The organism is Wolbachia endosymbiont (group A) of Ophion costatus (assembly GCF_963969245.1).
Classification (GTDB): domain Bacteria; phylum Pseudomonadota; class Alphaproteobacteria; order Rickettsiales; family Anaplasmataceae; genus Wolbachia; species Wolbachia pipientis.
In genome coordinates this window covers 336,488-352,404 of record NZ_OZ017714.1, presented here as the reverse complement: position 1 = coordinate 352,404, position 15,917 = coordinate 336,488, and the positions used below count along the sequence as shown (strand labels likewise).

Genomic DNA, 15,917 nt, shown 5'->3' with positions numbered 1-15,917 from the left:
AAAAAATGAATACTACAGTAGAAAAAAATAATCCAAAAATTTTTCCTCAAAATGAAGGAAAGATTAACTCAAAAGGCATGGTTGCCCCACCTGTTCCTCCGAAATCTTCCCAAGCTAAATTTGCTGGAATAAAAGCAATTTTTGAGCGAAATGTACCTCATTCTCAAGCAAATGATAGTAATAAAACAGTGAGTAGCAATCTTGGAAGAACATTTGGCCCAACAATGCAAAAACTCATGGAAGACAACATTCATAGCACTCCTAACAAACAACGCCGCAATTCAGGGGATAGTGGTATCAGTGATATTAGTAGCAGCACTTCTGATGATGAGGATAGAACAATAAAAGATAAAATGATGGAAAATGTTAAGCAGGATAACCATCAAAAAAGCTTTGATTTACATAAAGTACAAGCAACTGATGAATTAGAAACCGTAAAATTTCTCAAAACGCTAAGCAAGAAAGAAAGAGAAAAACTTGGTTTTTCTCCTAAACAGCAAAATAACCAAAAGGTTGAGACTAGCAAAAAAACTTATAATCCACTTGATTGGAATCCAATCTATCAAGGTAAAAAGCTCTTTAGCTTAGGCAATATGTCGAGTAATTCGTCTTCATGTAGTGAAAAAAGCAATATTTCAGATGTAAGCGATAAGTCTAATAATTCAAACATTGTTAGATGTAATATTACTAGGAGTAACAGTAAGGAAGACCTTCGTAAACCTGATGCTTCACATAATGACAAATCTGCAGGTAAAAAATTATCTAATGTCAATGTAAGCGAATTAATCAGAAAGTTTGAACAAGGTAATGACATAGTAAAAGGGCGTTAATCAAATGTTACCCTATCTTTGTATATGTAAAGGTAGGGTATCTTTTCAAAATAGTATATCCTTTATAGCTTTGTTAATTTTTGACTCCCTCTCTGCAAAAGCAGTTTCTAGAGAGGTTTTAAGTTTTTCCCATTCTTCTTGACCATTTAGAACTAAAGATTTATATTCATTTTCAATTTTTTCCAATGCTCTTTGATATGAAAAACCTAATTCCTCATATATATCAATATTTATCGATTGCAGTATTACCAAAAATGAAAACAAATTCGGATCAGGTAATTCTTCTCTTGTGTGATTCAGAAGACACAGCTTTATTTTTTTTACGCAGTATTCTATTGTTTTTAACGATAGTGACAGGCTTTCTGTATAAAATATAAAACTATCTACAATCAAATTTTTTGACTTTTTCGGTAATTTAATATTTTCAAATAGTTCTTTTGTAAATTTTTCTATCGGTTGTTTTGGCAAATGTAAAGAGAGATCAGTAAAAGATTTTAGGTCAAAATTTGGTCCAAGTATTGTGCTGATTGCTCTTTGTACATTACTCTTATCTTTACTTACAGAAATAATGAAAACCAGCCCCTCCACATCAAGCATATACTTTATAGATTCCAAAAAATCGACAACGAATTTAGGACGGCACACATCAAGATTATCCACCATTATATAAATGTTTTTGTCTTTTCTGATTTTATTAACCACATCCGCTAACTGTGTTTTAAAATCTCTAGTACTCTCTTTTCTTCTTTGGAGAAGACTTAATTCACTCAAGACAAAACCTATGTCTTTTTTATCAGCCTCTTTTGCAGCATCAAGAAATACTGAAAGCATAGCAAGTGGAGATTTACTGATCAGCTTTCCTAGTGTGTTTAGAGAAAATAGCTCTTGGTTTATGTTCTTGAACTGTTGTATAACACTTCTTTTTACTTTATACGATACAAATAAATCTTCAAATAGGAAATTTAAAAAAGAAGGCAGTGGTTGGTCCAATGCATTGATATCCCATGCACTATAATAAGCTGCAATTTCATTTTGCTGTTTTAACTCTTTTACCCATTCTTTCAAAAAAAACGTCTTGCCCCATCCATCATATCCTTCCAAAGATATTATTGTAAAAGACTGATCAATTGTTTTAATTATAGTGTTGAATTTACCTGAAAATTGCTTATAGTTTAGGTGGTCATTTTCCCAAGCCACCACTTTAAGTGGTGGCACTATTTTTTTCTTTTTGAATGTTATTAGCGATATAAGTTTTTTTAAGCACATGTCTTATTTTATATTTAACTCATATTCTTGTCTTGAAGTAAGTGCTATCCTCAGCGTTCCTTCATCAAGATAGTCAATTTCTCCGCCCATTGGTATGCCGCAAGCAAGGCGTGATATTTTCACATCCAAATTTTTTAGCAATTCAATTATATATTGTGCAGTAACTTGGCCCTCTAATGTCGGATTAATTGCGATAATTATCTCTTCAATTTTAGACTCTGTCACTCTTTTCAGAATAGTGTCAAGGTTGAGTTCTTTTGGACCTATGCCATTTATTGCAGACAATCTGCCACCCAAAACATGGTATAAACCTGAATATATATTTCCTTTTTCAAACGCCCATAGATCACCTAATTCTTCTACTACACACAGTAACTTAGTGTCACGTTTTGGGTTAGTACAAATAGAACAAGGTGACTTAGTATCTAGATTTCCGCAAACTTCACACTCTATTATAAGATCTGCTAGCTCTTTAATCAAAGATGCAAGTGGTAGCATAACTTTTTCTTTGTTTTGGAGTAAATGTATAACTAACCTGCGTGATGATGATGGCCCTAAACTTGGCAATTTAGAGAAAGCATGAACTAGATTCTTTATGTTAACGTTCATTCAATAAATTCAGAATAGGCAGTCAAATGGTAACATCAAACCCTTTGTAAAGAAAGTGGTAAGTTTCTCTTGATCCCACTTTGATCAGCTATAGAAAAAATTTTTTACTTTAACGAAAAAAATTACTTCCGCACACTTAAAGCCTGATTATAATAGACTTCTTGCATAACCCAAACTAAGTAGAAAAAAGGTATCATCCAAGTAGCTGACACTGGTTCCTTTATGACGGCAGTACCTTCTCCTGTCATCCGAGTAGCCGACTACTTGGATCCAGGAAATTTAACTCTACCAAGTATAGCTCTTTCCATAAAAGTCCGGATGTGATAGGATAAGGGTAGATGATGATAAGGAGGTTGAATGCCAGCAGCATATAGTTATGATTTAAGAAAAAAAGCAATGGAAGCGCTAGACGAAGGAGAAAGCAGAGAAACAGTGGCAGCAAGATTTAAGATTGGACGAACTACTTTATGGGAGTGGCAGCAAAGAAGAAAAGAAACAGGAGACTTTCAATCAAAAAAACTTGGAAATGGGGGTTACAATCACAAAATTACCGACTGGGGTACCTTTGCCAAATTTGCCAGAGAACACGGAGGAAAGACTCTATCGGAAATGGCTAAACTTTGGAACAACGTTAGTATCCAAACGATCTATCGAGCCCTTAAAAAAATTGGATTTACGCGCAAAAAAAGACATATGGATACAAGGAAAGAAACGAAGAAAAACGTGCTGAATTTTTGAAAATTATAGCGACAAAAGAACCTAAAAACTTAGTGTATATAGATGAGTCTGGCATTGATAACACCGAAGACTACCCCTACGGATATTGCCAGAAAGGACAGCGGTTTTATGCCTTAAAATCTGGAAAGAAAACTCAACGAATCAGTATGGTTGCAGCCTTAAGTGGAAGAAAGATAGTTGTTCCGTTAACCTTTGAAGGCCACTGTAATATGGATGTTTTTAATGGATGGTTTGAGCAATTTTTGACACCGATCTTGGAACCTGGACAGACTGTCATTCTTGACAATGCTACTTTTCATAAGTCTGATAAAGCTTGCTAAAGGGGTTGGTGCAGAAATTTTGTATCTGCCGCCTTATTCTCCAGATTTCAACAAAATTGAGCATCATTGGTTTGCTATAAAAAACAGAGCCAGGAAAAACATTCCTCTATTCGAATCCTTTCGTCGTGCTGTTGATTCTGCCTTCCTATGACCTGTTCGGACTATTATGAGAAATGCTATAAGAGGTTGTCCGGAAACAAGTAAAAGGCTATAATATCTGAAATTTTAGTACGGGGTAAAGATGAGAAAAAAGTATCCAACAGATCTAAGCGAAAGGGAATGGGCAAGAATAGAAAAACACTTCAGAGTATCATACAAGAAAGGAGGAAGGCCGCCAAAGTATAGCAAAAGAGAAATATTAGAAGCAATTTTCTATGTATTGCGTACAGGGTGTCAATGGCGGTATTTACCAAATGATTTTCCGCTATGGAAGACTGTGTATGAGCAGTTCAGGCAATGGAAGAAGCAGGGAATTTTTGAGAAAATGAATTATGAAATTACAAAATATAGTAGAAGAAAAATAGGAAGGAATGAGCAGCCGAGTGCCTGTATAGTAGATAGTCAATCTGTAAAGACTACAGAAAAGGGGGGATCAAAGGCTATGATGGAAGTAAAAAAGTAAAGGGTAGAAAAAGGCATATAATTACAGACACTCAGGGTTTTATACTAGGTTGTTACGTAGGCGCTGCTAACGAAAATGATAGAGATGGTATTAAAATAGCATTAAACAATATGAGAACAAAATATACTAAAGTTAAAAAAATGTGGGCTGACATGGGATACCAAGGAAGAAATTTAAAGAATCACATAAAGGAAGAATATGACATAGATATTGAAATTGTTACAAGGCCTCCATGTAGATTTTGGGTGCACAAAGATACGCCACCTGAGCTACTACCAACAAGAGAACAAGGGTTTAAAGTACAGCCAAGAAGATGGGTTGTAGAAAGGACTTTTGCTTGGGTTAATAGGAATAGAAGGCTATCGAAGGAGTATGATTTACTCACAACATCCACTGAGAATTTCATATACCTAGCTATGAGTAGGGTTATGTTAAAGAGGGAATATGCTTGAATTTACTTGTTTCCGGACAACCTCTAAGCCGCCAGTTTATACATTTGGAATGAAATATTTGGGCAAGGATGGAGAAGTGAAAGTTAAATGCCCAAATGGATATGCATATAACCTTCATGCCGATAATTTCTGCAACTAAGGCGTTTAAGGAATTGGGAAAAGATGGAATGTGCCTGTATAAAATGGAGGATGACAATTATCAATCAGTATTTATAAGAAAGAATGATGCTATACTCACGTTCTATCCTGACTTAACACCAAAATGTGATGATAAGAGCACTTATTGTAGTTGCAGTAAATCTTAATTTATTTTAGCCAAAGATATATACCAGCAATGATGCCGTTGATTTTATACTTCAAAAATCAGGTAACCCTTTCTTAGGTATATTTTCAAACTCACCAATTAAAGTTTTTATATCTTGTGGTAAATCAGAGACAAATTCCATGTATTCCTTACTTTTTGGGTGGTATAAGCCCAGTGTATAAGCATGTAGTGCTTGTCTGTTGAAATTACGAATAAAACTAGAGTTTTTAGCATATTTTGTGCTTTTACTACTATTTTTCCCATAAACTTGATCACCAACTATAGAATGTCCTATGTGGCTCATGTGGACTCGAATTTGGTGCGTTCTACCTGTTTCTAAAGTGCATTTAACGAGGCTTGCTTGTCCTATAACTTTCTCTACTGAGTAATGAGTGATTGCTAATTTGCCCGTTGTTTTTGTAACACACATCATTTCTTTATTACCACGCTTTGGAGCAATGTTAGTTTCTATAGTTCCCTGCTGGGAAGATAATATTCCCCAAACTACTGCTAAGTATTCCCGCTTTATTTTGCGATTCGATAACAATTCAGACAAAAAACTATGGGCTGCTTCATTTTTTGCAATTACCATTAGCCCACTAGTATCTTTATCGAGTCTATGAACAATTCCTGGTCTTACATCAAGGTGAGCGATAACTGCGTTCAAAAGCGTATCATTGTTTGTCCCAGCACCTGGGTGCACTGTTAATCCACTTTGTTTACTCAGAACTATAATGTCCTCATCTTCATAGACGATATCAAGTTTTATGTCATAATTAGGCTCAATTGATGTGGATATGTCAGGTTGAACGAGATGCACCACATACTCTTCATCTGGTTTTACTATGTAGTCATTATTAATTATCGGTGTGCCAAGTAATTTCACCTGCTCATTTTGTATCAATCTTTGCGCTTTGCTGCGTGATATGTTGCATTTTTCAGCTATATAGGTGTCTAACCTTAATTTCTCTTTGTCATTATTAACACTTAAGGTTACTTCTAAGTGGTCTATAACAACTACCCCGCGCGAGCTACTGCAAATGCTGCTTGAATATTTTGATCTACAAAATCAACTTTTGTACTAGGAAGATCACCTTGTTTTTTAATATGGCAAATTGTTTGAGAGCCATCTTTCCAGTGAATTATTATTTTGTTATCAAAATCCCGTAATGTTGCCTCAACCTTTTTTTCTTTATTATCTTTTTCTTCCAGCTTAATAGATTCTAATAAATAATATAGAAAGTCACTTGGGTTGCCATTGATTTTTTCTTTCCATTCATCTGTTTTTTCTTGTTCAGATTTTTTTTGCTCTAACTTTTCCTTCTTTTGCTGCAGCTTATTTTGTTCTGCTTCCAGCTCTAACTTTCTAACTGTGTCACGTAGTTCTTTGACTTTATTTTCTAACACTAATAATTTATTAGTATTATTTCCATTGTTAGCTTCTAAATCAGGCGTACTTGGTTGAGCTTGCTTCTTTTTTATTTCTTCTAATTCATTCCTTACTACGTTTAATTGCATCTTCAATTCCGTTTTTTCCTTTTCTGTATCCTCTTTTAACTTTTTTAGCATGCTAAGGAACTCGTTATTATTAGACTGCGTAGTTGATTGAAGCCAGCCTACAAAGCGGCTTGGTTCAAATCGTTCAATCTTATCTTCAGCAATTTTAATAGCATTCTCTAACCTAGAAAAAGTACCTTCAATATCTAGTGAATGTGCTTTTTTTGTCAATTCTTTAGTGTTGTTTAAAACTTCTGAAATTTCTGCATGTAGCCAATCTAAATCTTTTTTGATGTCTTCTCTGATTTTTTTTAGGTGATCAAGCGTTTCTTTAATGTTAATATTTGCAGGCTTTAAAAGACTATTATCAAGTAAATCGCAAGCTTTTTTAAGGTTACTGTCAAATGAGTTGCAAAGCGGACTAAGTAGTTTTTTCATTAGAGATATTAGTTCATTTTCCCTTTTACCAAGCTTATTTTCTACTACTGATACAACCATGCCCTTTCCAGACCAGTATGGAAATAGAAGACCTAAAGAACTGTGTTTTCTAATAGTATGATTTTCATGATCCACGCTATTACTTATTAGATTGCTAAGTGTTGATATGATGCATAAAAGAATAGCGACTAATAAAGCTATTAATATTATTGGAGCATTAATGGATTGTGATATTGCTGAAACTACTATAATAGCACCAAATACATATGATCCTGTAAACAAGAGAATCCTATTTCTATTTTCTGCTTCTATATCTTCTAGTATTTTTCTCTGCGTCTTAGATGTATGGTCCCAGAGTGTGATGGTGTGGATTTAGTATAAATAATTCTGGAGACTGTGTCCACTGATAACATATAAATTCATAAGGAGTAAGACCCTTAAGAGTTTTGAGTCTCTTTGCATAATTATAAGCCATAACAAAGTTATAAAGGTGTTCTTTAAGTTGCTGGTGCGATTGATAGTAATACTTCTTAACTGTAGCATCCTTTAAAGTTTTATTCATACGCTCGACTTGCCCATTCGTCCAAGGATGGCTAACTTTTGTCAAACGATGTTCAATAACATTCTCTTCGCAAACTCTATCAAATATATGTTGGAAAGCATACTTATGACGCTTCTGGTTTGTAAATTGTATACCGTTATCTGTCAAAATAGTATGGATTTTATACGGTAAAATTCTAATCAAATTACGTAAGAACTCAGCAGCTATGGGTTTTGTAGCACTGTTACACAACTCAACATAGGTAAATTTGGATGTCCTATCAATAGCAACAAACAAATGTAATTTGCCCTCCTCAGTTCTAACTTCAGCAATATCAATATGAAAGTAACCGATAGGATATTGTTTGAATTTCTTTTTTGACTTAACTTCTCCATCAACAGTTGGTAATCTGCTAATGTTGTGTCTTTGTAAACAACGATGCAAGCTAGAGCGAGTCAAATGCGGAATTGTAGACTGCAGAGCGTAAAGGCAATCATCTAGTGGCAGTAGTGTATACTTGCGAAATGTAACTATTATAGCTTCCTCTTCTAGCGTTAAAACAGTTGATCTTGGATGCTTTGGACCCATATCAGCATCTTTCGTAAATGAACGTTTTCTCCACTTAATAATAGTTTTTGGATTAAGGTTATAATGCTTGGAGAGTTTTGCTATGCTCTCTTTTCTATTTTGTATTGCTCTACGAATCGTCTGTGTTGTTTTGGCGCACCCATGTAATATCTGTCCCATAATGACTCCTTAAATGATGATGATAGTATACCATCACTCTCTGGGACCATACATCTTAGAAATTGGTAAAACTATTGAAAGCTTTTTCCTCTTACGATCTAAATTTGTTACAATTTCAATTTTTTCGGCTTCTTGAACAATCTGGCTGTACTGTTCATCAACTTGATAGTTTCCTACTTTTTTATCTATCTCATTCTCTTTTATTTTTTGTGTATTTATAAAGTTTATAACAGCAGTAAATAAGAAAACTGCAAGAGGAATAAAGGCAAGAGGTGCTGGCGTGAACGCAAATCCAGCAATACTTACTATAACAGGCTGAATAGAAAAGGTAGTAAATGCTATAAGAGTAGCAATGGTACTTGCTATCGATATAGTACCAGAATACTTTCTTATAGAGCTCAAAATTCTACTGGGCTGGTCAGAAAGTTTTCTAAATCCTAAAAAATCAAAATAGTCTTTGAAAGGATCTTTAGTGTCTGTAACCATAACATTTTTCTAGTTTAAACTTATTTAGGTATACATTAACCAAACCTTAAAATCAAGTTTCTTAATTTTTCAACATGTGCCAAGGCCTATTAGAGCGCACTTTATTAATCTTTATGTAACGATTTGTTAACCAAATTGAATGTGTGCCATATGTTTTTAGATTGGCATATTTGATAGTTTTAGTATTACAAACTGAATAGTCGAATTCACTTAATTGAATTATTAAATCAACTTTATCACAATTTTCTAGAATATCTTCTTCCTTATAAGCTAGCAACACTGATTTATTATTTCCTTTATTATATATGCAGCCATAATCGTTACACTTTAGCCTTTTATCTGAGTTATTGTATTTTTTATGATTCAAAATTTGGTTCTGCCCATTTTGCTTCGCCCATGTTTTGACAACAAAGTTCCTATTTTTCCTGGTGAGAGAATATAGTAAGTTATCACTTTCTTTTACAGCAACATTATCAGCATTTATTAGTATGTCGGGGGTTTTATATGCGGTGCTAAAGCAAATACCCAGCACAATAAAGAAAATTCCGAAGAAACGCCAATTTCTTTCCCACAAGCACAGCCACAATAAACCAAGTGTTATTATAATAATTGATGATGCAGGAAAAGTGCGAATGGGAATAACCAAATACTGAAGACTAGCGATAGCGTTTGTTATATACAAAATGCTGTCAATTGGGCGTTCTATAAGTGGCGCTATAATCCATTCAATACCGAAAGGAATCAACAAAACATAGATTATTCCAAGTGGAATAATAATTAATGTAACTATTGGTATAGCAACTAAATTTGTGATAATGCCACTAATTGAAAAATAATTAAAATTGTATATCGTGTACGGAACAGTTGCTAAACTTGCTATTACTGAGCTAATCATTATCGACACAAAATATTTCATTATTTTTATTTTGAACAATTTATTAGCATTAATTTGATAACTGGCAACCAGTGCCAAAACAGCAGAAAATGACATCTGAAAGCCAGGCTTTAAAATTACTTCTGGTTCTATGATAAGTATCACTGCAGCAGCAAACGCAATTGCTATTAACCCTCGATATTTTCTCTCTATCATTATTGCAACGAGTACTAAAATCACCATGATGTAGGCACGCTGAGCAGAAATTTGCATACCGGTAATCAACAAATAAAACGTGGTTGGCAAAATGGTAAGAAATGCAGATATTTTCTTGGTGTTATACTTAAGAGTCAAAGTTTCAGATATTGCGAATAAATTACGAAACACTACAAAAAACAGACCAGCAACGAATGATAAATGCAAACCAGATATGGCAAACAAATGTGCTATACCTGAATCTCGTATCGCGTCCATAGTTTTTTGATCTATGCCGTCTTTTTTACCGATCAGTAATGCAGAAATTATGTCTACATGTGGTTTTTTGATATTTTGCTGCAGGTTTTCATAAATGTATTGACGGAAAGATTCTATATACTCTAGAAATTTCCTTGCTTCAGCCTTTTTGTGCAGGGTTATTTTGCTTGTTGCAAAACCTGTTGCACTTATTTTCTGGTAATATGCTATTCTTGCAAAATCGTATGCATACTCCGAAGGCGCAATTTTTGGAGGGAAGAGTTTTGCTGATAATTTTACTTGATCGCCTATTTTAATGCCTTTTTCCACTTTGGTTCTAACTGATATTCTGATGTTATCTAGAGCTCTATCCGGTGTCATTCCAGCGCGTGACGCTGGAATCCATATCTTTTTTTTCTGGGTAAGGTCAAGTACTGGGATGACAAAAGGGGGCGCTGGGATGACAGGAGAGGATTTTGAGATAGTAGGGGATTTTTCAACAGAAAGCAGAAATTGTTTATATGAGCCCCTGTCGTTAATATCCTTCACTGTGGCAACGATATCTTTTACATATCTCTCTTTATCAAGAATTTGAGTATCAACTAAAGCTGTTCTTAATTTACTAGCTGTAAATCCTATGAGCACTGCAATTAAAGCGATACACAATATCGCGTACCTTTTATACAATATTGCAATCAAAATTAGTGTGGGTAAAAGCAAAAGAAAAATAGATATGCAGCTTGGTTCAAAACTTAGGGAAAAATAGGTTAGAATTCCTACACACTGAAAAACAGGAAACCACAGTATCAAGTTATATTGTTCATTGCGCAGATTGTTACGTATATAACTAACTATTATGTCAAGAAAAGTTAATAAGTGTGTCGATATTTGCATGTGGTGAAATTTTATTTTTCTTTTTTCATTATTTGTATATATAATAACTAAATAAGCAACGACGCGGGATGGAGCAGCTCGGTAGCTCGTCAGGCTCATAACCTGAAGGTCGTAGGTTCAAATCCTACTCCCGCAACCATTTTTAAGGATATAGTTGTTCCACTTTCCAATCGCTTCCCTCAACAAGAGTGTATCTAAATCTAATATGCTTCCTATATTCACCTTCTTGCCAAAATTCAATTACTTTTGGGATTACGCAAAATCCCACCCAAAAATCAGGACGAGAAACTTGTGTATTGTGAAATTCTTTTTCCTTCAATTTTATAGCTTGCTCAAAATCTTGCCAATCTTTCAGAATGCTCGATTGTTTTGAGCACCATGCGCTAATTTGACTACCCAGCGCTCGAGAAGAGAAGTATTTGTCAGTTCTTTCATCGTTTAGAAGTTTAACCTCTCCTTCAATTCGCACTTGCCTAGCAAATTCTATCCAATGAAACACTAACGCAGCTTTGGGGTTCTCAGTCAATTCTTTCCCTTTTTTACTGTTTACGTTAGTGAAAAACACAAAACCTTCTTTGCTATATTCCTTTAGTAATACCACTCTTGCAGATGGAATACAGTCTTTGCTACAAGTTGCTAGCGTCATTGCAGTTGGTTGTTCACACGGAGAATTAAGTACTGCTTTGTACCACTTTGAAAACAAATCAAATGGATCTTTTTCAAGTGAAAATATCATATCAAAAAATAAAATCTTAATTCTGGCACGCGTTGCAAAAATAAGTGCTACGGCCATTTTGTCGTATAAGTGTTATGATATTATTGCAAATCTTGCAAGGTTTTTGAACTTTACCATATACGTAAAAGTTATTTTGAAAGTATCCAGCAGATCCAGATGGCTGTGCATAATCTTTCAGTGTTGAACCACCTGCAGCAATTGCATCACTCAGAGTATTTTTTATTTCAGCAGCAAGTTTTTCGCACTCTCTATAGGTCAAGTTTTTTGCTGACCTGAGTGGTGATATACGGGCTCTAAACAAGCTCTCAGAAGCATATATGTTGCCTACGCCAACTATTGATTTATTGTCCATTAACGCTGATTTGATATTCACTTTTTTGTTTTTCAGCAACTCCTGTAAATAGTCTCCACTGAATTCATCCGTGAGGGGCTCTATTCCAAAATCGCTAAAAAAATCCGTTTCTTGTTCTTTATTTAAAACGATAACTAATCCAAATCTTCTTGGGTCATTAAAAATTATTGAAGTATTGTCAGAAAATAAAAATACCACGTGATCATGCTTATTCCGCATTTGATCGTGGTCAGCATATATAAGCTTTCCGCTCATGCCAAGATGTATGATTACAGCCACACTACCATCTGTATTCCAGATGGTATACTTACCTCTACGCTTGATGTTGCGTATGACTTTGCCCTTTAGCATATCATCAATATTTTTTGTTATTGGGGCACGTAAATTCCAATTATTCACTATAACATTACTGATTTGCTTGTTTTTAATTTTATCAAGCAAAAAATTAGAGATTACTTCCACTTCCGGTAGTTCTGGCATGATACCTCCTTCAAAACTTAAGTTTCTGATGGTAATTTTGTCGTTCTCAAATACATTCGAGTATTCTGCGGTGCTTTCTCCTAAAAATTCCTCACCACAAACGAGTTTTGAAAGGGTTCTCTGTCTACTCTGTTGCTGCTTTTTTCTTTTCAAAATATTTTGCTTTAAAGCTTTCGCTAATCTTTTTTTCTCCTCTTCTTTTTCCTTATTCTTTTTTGTGTTATTCATTATCATAATATATAAACTTGCCGTTGTAGCTCAGGTGGTAGAGTACGTCATTGGTAATGACGAGGTCCCAAGTTCGAGTCTTGGTAACGGCACACTGATTATACTTATAATATTGCATAACTTGTAAGCAAGGCTTAGAAGAAAGTTACAGAGGTAAGTTGTCATGCTTTTTCCATATCCTTTCTACCTTCTTGTTTTTGAGTAGCTCTAATGCTTTACAAAAGTGATACCTTGTTTTACTTGGCACTATAATGTCATCAATGTATCCATATGATGCAGCAAAAAATGGGTTAGCAAATTTTTCTTTATATTCTTTAATTAACGTTTGCTGATCTTTTTCGTGTCGAAATATAATCTCAACTGCACTTTCAGGGCCCATCACAGCTATTTCAGCAGTTGGCCAGGCATAATTTATATCACCTTTTAGATGTTTCGAATTCATAACAATGTATGCACCACCATACGCTTTTCTAGTGATAAGGCTAATTTTCGGCACGGTCGCTTCAGCGTAAGCGTAAAGCAGTTTCGCTCCGTGTTGTATTATATTATTGTATTCTTGATTTGTACCCGGCAAAAATCCTGGAACATCAATAAGTGTGATGATCGGAATGTTAAATGCGTCACAAAACCTTACAAACCTCGCAGCTTTTCTTGAAGAATCAATATCCAAACATCCTGCAAGGTGCATAGGTTGATTTGCAACAATACCGACAGTATTTCCTCCAATTCTACCAAAACCAGTTATGATATTACGAGCAAAATCAGGTTTCAGTTCAAAGAAATTCCTTTCATCACAAACTTTTTCAATGAGTTCATACATATCATAAGGAGTATTAGGATTGCTAGGAATCAGAGTATTTAAAGATTCATCAATATCATTAACTGAATCACAGGTTGATTTAGGTTTCGGTGATTCTTGATTATTTGCTGGTAAGAAAGTAAAGAATTCACGCATTTTTAGCAGCATTTCAACATCATTATTGAATGCAAAATCCGCTACTCCTGTTTTGCTTGTATGAATTTTTGCTCCACCGAGGTCTTCGAAACTTACATCTTCGTAGGTAACCTTTTTTACTACATCTGGCCCGGTTATAAACATATATGAACTGTTTTTCACCATGAAAGTAAAGTCAGTTAATGCTGGGGAATAAACTGCACCTCCTGCACATGGGCCCATAATTAAAGAAATTTGTGGTATAACACCCGATGCATTTACGTTTCTTTGAAAAATTTCTCCATAACCAGCAAGAGAATTTACTCCTTCCTGAATTCTGGCTCCACCAGAATCATTTAGTCCGATAATTGGAACTCTGGCATTAATTGCCATATCCATAATTTTGCATATTTTTTTTGCATGTGACGCACCAAGTGAACCACCAAAGACAGTAAAATCCTGAGAATAAACAAAAACTTTTCTGCCATAAATAGTACCATGACCAATCACTACCCCATCACCTAAAAAATTAGCATTTTGCATGCCAAAATCATTTGCATGATGTTTTACGAATTTATCGTATTCTGCAAAAGAACTTTCATCGAGCAATATACTGAGCCTTTCTCTAGCAGTTAATTTCCCTTTTTCATGTTGTTTGGTAATCCTGTCAGAACCGCCTCCTTTTTCAGCTTCTAGTGCTTTGGTTTTTAGATTTTCTAGTATTTTAAAGTCTTGCATACAATAAAGTAGTTTTCAAATTAGTTGTAGACTTTATTAAGTTTACAAACCCTACTAACTATACACATACACTATTGCTATATGCAACAATGTATGTATGATAATTGTTAATGCTCTGGTGATTCATGGTCACTACTTTGAAAATGTTGCGATGTGTCAACACTTTTCATATTAGAAAGAGGTGGACTAACTGCACTGCTTTTCGTTTGTGCAAAACTTTTAGCAGCTTCAACAACCTTGCTTATACGAGGTTCTTTTTCTAGCTCTTTTAGGTACTTTGAGAAGATTTCACAACTTTTGTCATCCATATGTACCATTATTTTACCAAAACTTTCAGCTTTTTCAGAAGATAAAATCATTTCGATCTTTTCATCGCCTACCCTAAAGGTCATTTTTACTTTGCCTTGCATATCATGATATTGCCAGCTTTTTATTCAGATTAGATTATCTCCTTCTCCTATTCGCAATGCACCATATTCTAAGTCCTTAAATTCCGGGGAGTTCATAAATTTTGCAGGAGTGATCACACTTTTTTCTGGACACTGTACATAATAAAATTTATTATCTCTTTCTACTACAATTCCTTTTTTTTTGTCATTTTCAATACTATCACTTACAATTTGTTTTAGACGTGACAAATATTCGCCGCGTTCTTTCAGTATATCTTCTGGCAATAATCTCCGAACTTCTTGGCTCACATCAGTGCCTGTTGAAACTAGATTAAACATTTCTAACATAAGAGGCCGTAGTTTTTCTTTTCCAGTCTCAGTAACATTTTTATCTTGCTCCATGAGGTGGTATAAGATCAGTATCGAATAATCTATTATTGATGACTTTTTTCTCCTTGGAATACATCAACACTAAACATGACCTTGTGCTTTTTTGCATCGTCTATAGATTTTTGAAGTCTCTTTGCTATGTTTTCGATAGCTTCATCATTAGGTAAGTGTTCAGGCAATGGCGTCAACTTAAGGAAAAATATCAGCGATAGTGTATAAAATTTCTCTCCAAATTTTTTATCATTAAATTATCCAAAGAGTGCAAGGGACAGCACTTTTGTTTCTGTTTTATTTCAACAAAGAAGTCTAAAATGTGTCCTTTTTAGGTGAAATATGCAAAAAGGAAAAAACCTTATTCTACAAATTAAAAATATAATATACTCGAAAACTTTTCAGAAAATCCATTGTGTTGAGTTTTACACGAACAAGAAAACTTCCTTTTTCGACAGTATTTTCTATGATTTTAAAGTTAGTTAAAAAAAGTTTGGGAATAGAATGTGAACTTATGGAGCCATTGACATGTACCCTCAAAGCAAGCTTTTTCTAAAGCAAGGTATAAGATTTGCCATACAGGCTTTCAAGAATTTAAGAGGTTGTCC

The 15,917-nt window shown here is 34.5% G+C and carries 16 protein-coding genes, 2 tRNA genes and 2 pseudogenes; 7 read left to right on the top strand and 13 right to left on the bottom strand.

Annotated elements, in window-relative coordinates; all coding sequences use genetic code 11:
• Positions 1–5 precede the first annotated feature (5 nt).
• Positions 6–830 carry a hypothetical protein gene (locus tag AACH21_RS01830; RefSeq protein WP_007550761.1) on the top strand — a complete coding sequence of 275 codons (825 nt, stop codon included), beginning with the start codon at positions 6–8 and terminating at the stop codon, positions 828–830.
• Positions 831–875: 45 nt separating this feature from the next.
• Here AACH21_RS01830 and AACH21_RS01825 read toward each other — a convergent pair whose 3' ends face one another.
• Both AACH21_RS01825 and recR read right to left on the bottom strand, forming a co-directional pair.
• On the bottom strand, positions 876–2,096 hold the full coding sequence (locus AACH21_RS01825; RefSeq protein WP_077190565.1) for a P-loop NTPase fold protein: 1,221 nt from the start codon (positions 2,094–2,096) through the stop codon (positions 876–878).
• 3 nt (positions 2,097–2,099) lie between these two features.
• A complete protein-coding gene (recR, locus tag AACH21_RS01820; RefSeq protein ID WP_010963080.1) occupies positions 2,100–2,705 on the bottom strand; it encodes a recombination mediator RecR in 606 nt (201 codons plus the stop codon).
• Between the two features lie 357 nt (positions 2,706–3,062).
• Between recR and AACH21_RS01815 the strand changes: the two are divergent.
• From AACH21_RS01815 to AACH21_RS01805, 3 genes and pseudogenes are all read left to right on the top strand, one after another.
• Positions 3,063–3,914, top strand: a pseudogene (locus AACH21_RS01815) (IS630 family transposase).
• 90 nt (positions 3,915–4,004) lie between these two features.
• A protein-coding gene (locus AACH21_RS01810) for an IS5-like element ISWpi1 family transposase (protein ID WP_236514306.1) occupies positions 4,005–4,837 on the top strand; the annotation gives its coding sequence in 2 pieces (ribosomal slippage) (positions 4,005–4,374 and positions 4,374–4,837; 834 coding nt in all).
• A 116-nt stretch (positions 4,838–4,953) separates the two neighbouring features.
• Positions 4,954–5,142, top strand: coding sequence for a hypothetical protein (locus tag AACH21_RS01805; protein ID WP_265029936.1), 189 nt, complete (start codon positions 4,954–4,956; stop codon positions 5,140–5,142).
• A gap of 51 nt (positions 5,143–5,193) precedes the next feature.
• On the opposite strand, the gene AACH21_RS01800 is transcribed toward AACH21_RS01805, so the two are convergent.
• From AACH21_RS01800 to AACH21_RS01780, 5 genes are all read right to left on the bottom strand, one after another.
• Positions 5,194–6,087: an RluA family pseudouridine synthase gene (locus AACH21_RS01800; protein ID WP_236515211.1), complete on the bottom strand. Its 894-nt coding sequence runs from the start codon at positions 6,085–6,087 to the stop codon at positions 5,194–5,196.
• A gap of 71 nt (positions 6,088–6,158) precedes the next feature.
• Positions 6,159–7,358, bottom strand: a complete 1,200-nt coding sequence (locus AACH21_RS01795) for a hypothetical protein (RefSeq protein ID WP_338482655.1) — start codon at positions 7,356–7,358, stop codon at positions 6,159–6,161.
• A 55-nt stretch (positions 7,359–7,413) separates the two neighbouring features.
• Entirely contained in the window at positions 7,414–8,364 is a 951-nt protein-coding gene (locus AACH21_RS01790) for an IS481 family transposase (protein ID WP_338482200.1), read from the bottom strand.
• Positions 8,365–8,397: 33 nt separating this feature from the next.
• Entirely contained in the window at positions 8,398–8,850 is a 453-nt protein-coding gene (locus AACH21_RS01785; protein WP_338482654.1) for a hypothetical protein, read from the bottom strand.
• A 61-nt stretch (positions 8,851–8,911) separates the two neighbouring features.
• A complete protein-coding gene (locus AACH21_RS01780) occupies positions 8,912–11,071 on the bottom strand; it encodes a ComEC/Rec2 family competence protein (protein WP_236514433.1) in 2,160 nt (719 codons plus the stop codon).
• A gap of 62 nt (positions 11,072–11,133) precedes the next feature.
• Here AACH21_RS01780 and AACH21_RS01775 point away from each other — a divergent pair.
• Positions 11,134–11,210 (top strand) — tRNA-Met (locus tag AACH21_RS01775).
• Between the two features lie 3 nt (positions 11,211–11,213).
• Here AACH21_RS01775 and pdxH read toward each other — a convergent pair.
• On the bottom strand, positions 11,214–11,807 hold the full coding sequence (pdxH, locus tag AACH21_RS01770; protein WP_022626142.1) for a pyridoxamine 5'-phosphate oxidase: 594 nt from the start codon (positions 11,805–11,807) through the stop codon (positions 11,214–11,216).
• A gap of 16 nt (positions 11,808–11,823) precedes the next feature.
• Positions 11,824–12,639: a bifunctional DNA-formamidopyrimidine glycosylase/DNA-(apurinic or apyrimidinic site) lyase gene (gene mutM / locus AACH21_RS01765; RefSeq protein ID WP_010963068.1), complete on the bottom strand. Its 816-nt coding sequence runs from the start codon at positions 12,637–12,639 to the stop codon at positions 11,824–11,826.
• A 247-nt stretch (positions 12,640–12,886) separates the two neighbouring features.
• Here mutM and AACH21_RS01760 point away from each other — a divergent pair.
• Positions 12,887–12,959: transfer RNA gene (locus tag AACH21_RS01760), tRNA-Thr, on the top strand.
• Positions 12,960–13,012: 53 nt separating this feature from the next.
• Here AACH21_RS01760 and AACH21_RS01755 read toward each other — a convergent pair.
• The 4 genes from AACH21_RS01755 to AACH21_RS01740 all read right to left on the bottom strand — a co-directional run bounded on the left by AACH21_RS01755 (position 13,013) and on the right by AACH21_RS01740 (position 15,497).
• Positions 13,013–14,539 (bottom strand): acyl-CoA carboxylase subunit beta, encoded by a 1,527-nt coding sequence (locus AACH21_RS01755; protein ID WP_077188322.1) that lies wholly within the window; start codon positions 14,537–14,539, stop codon positions 13,013–13,015.
• A gap of 107 nt (positions 14,540–14,646) precedes the next feature.
• The gene (locus AACH21_RS01750) at positions 14,647–14,949 is read right to left on the bottom strand and encodes a hypothetical protein (RefSeq protein WP_231115838.1); all 303 of its coding nucleotides are present in this window, start codon (positions 14,947–14,949) and stop codon (positions 14,647–14,649) included.
• A 24-nt stretch (positions 14,950–14,973) separates the two neighbouring features.
• Positions 14,974–15,330, bottom strand: a complete 357-nt coding sequence (locus AACH21_RS01745) for a hypothetical protein (protein ID WP_223823154.1) — start codon at positions 15,328–15,330, stop codon at positions 14,974–14,976.
• Between the two features lie 32 nt (positions 15,331–15,362).
• The gene (locus AACH21_RS01740; protein ID WP_255324782.1) at positions 15,363–15,497 is read right to left on the bottom strand and encodes a hypothetical protein; all 135 of its coding nucleotides are present in this window, start codon (positions 15,495–15,497) and stop codon (positions 15,363–15,365) included.
• A 154-nt stretch (positions 15,498–15,651) separates the two neighbouring features.
• On the opposite strand from AACH21_RS01740, the pseudogene AACH21_RS01735 reads away from it, so the two are divergent.
• Positions 15,652–15,917, top strand: a pseudogene (locus tag AACH21_RS01735) (IS4 family transposase); the annotation flags it as partial.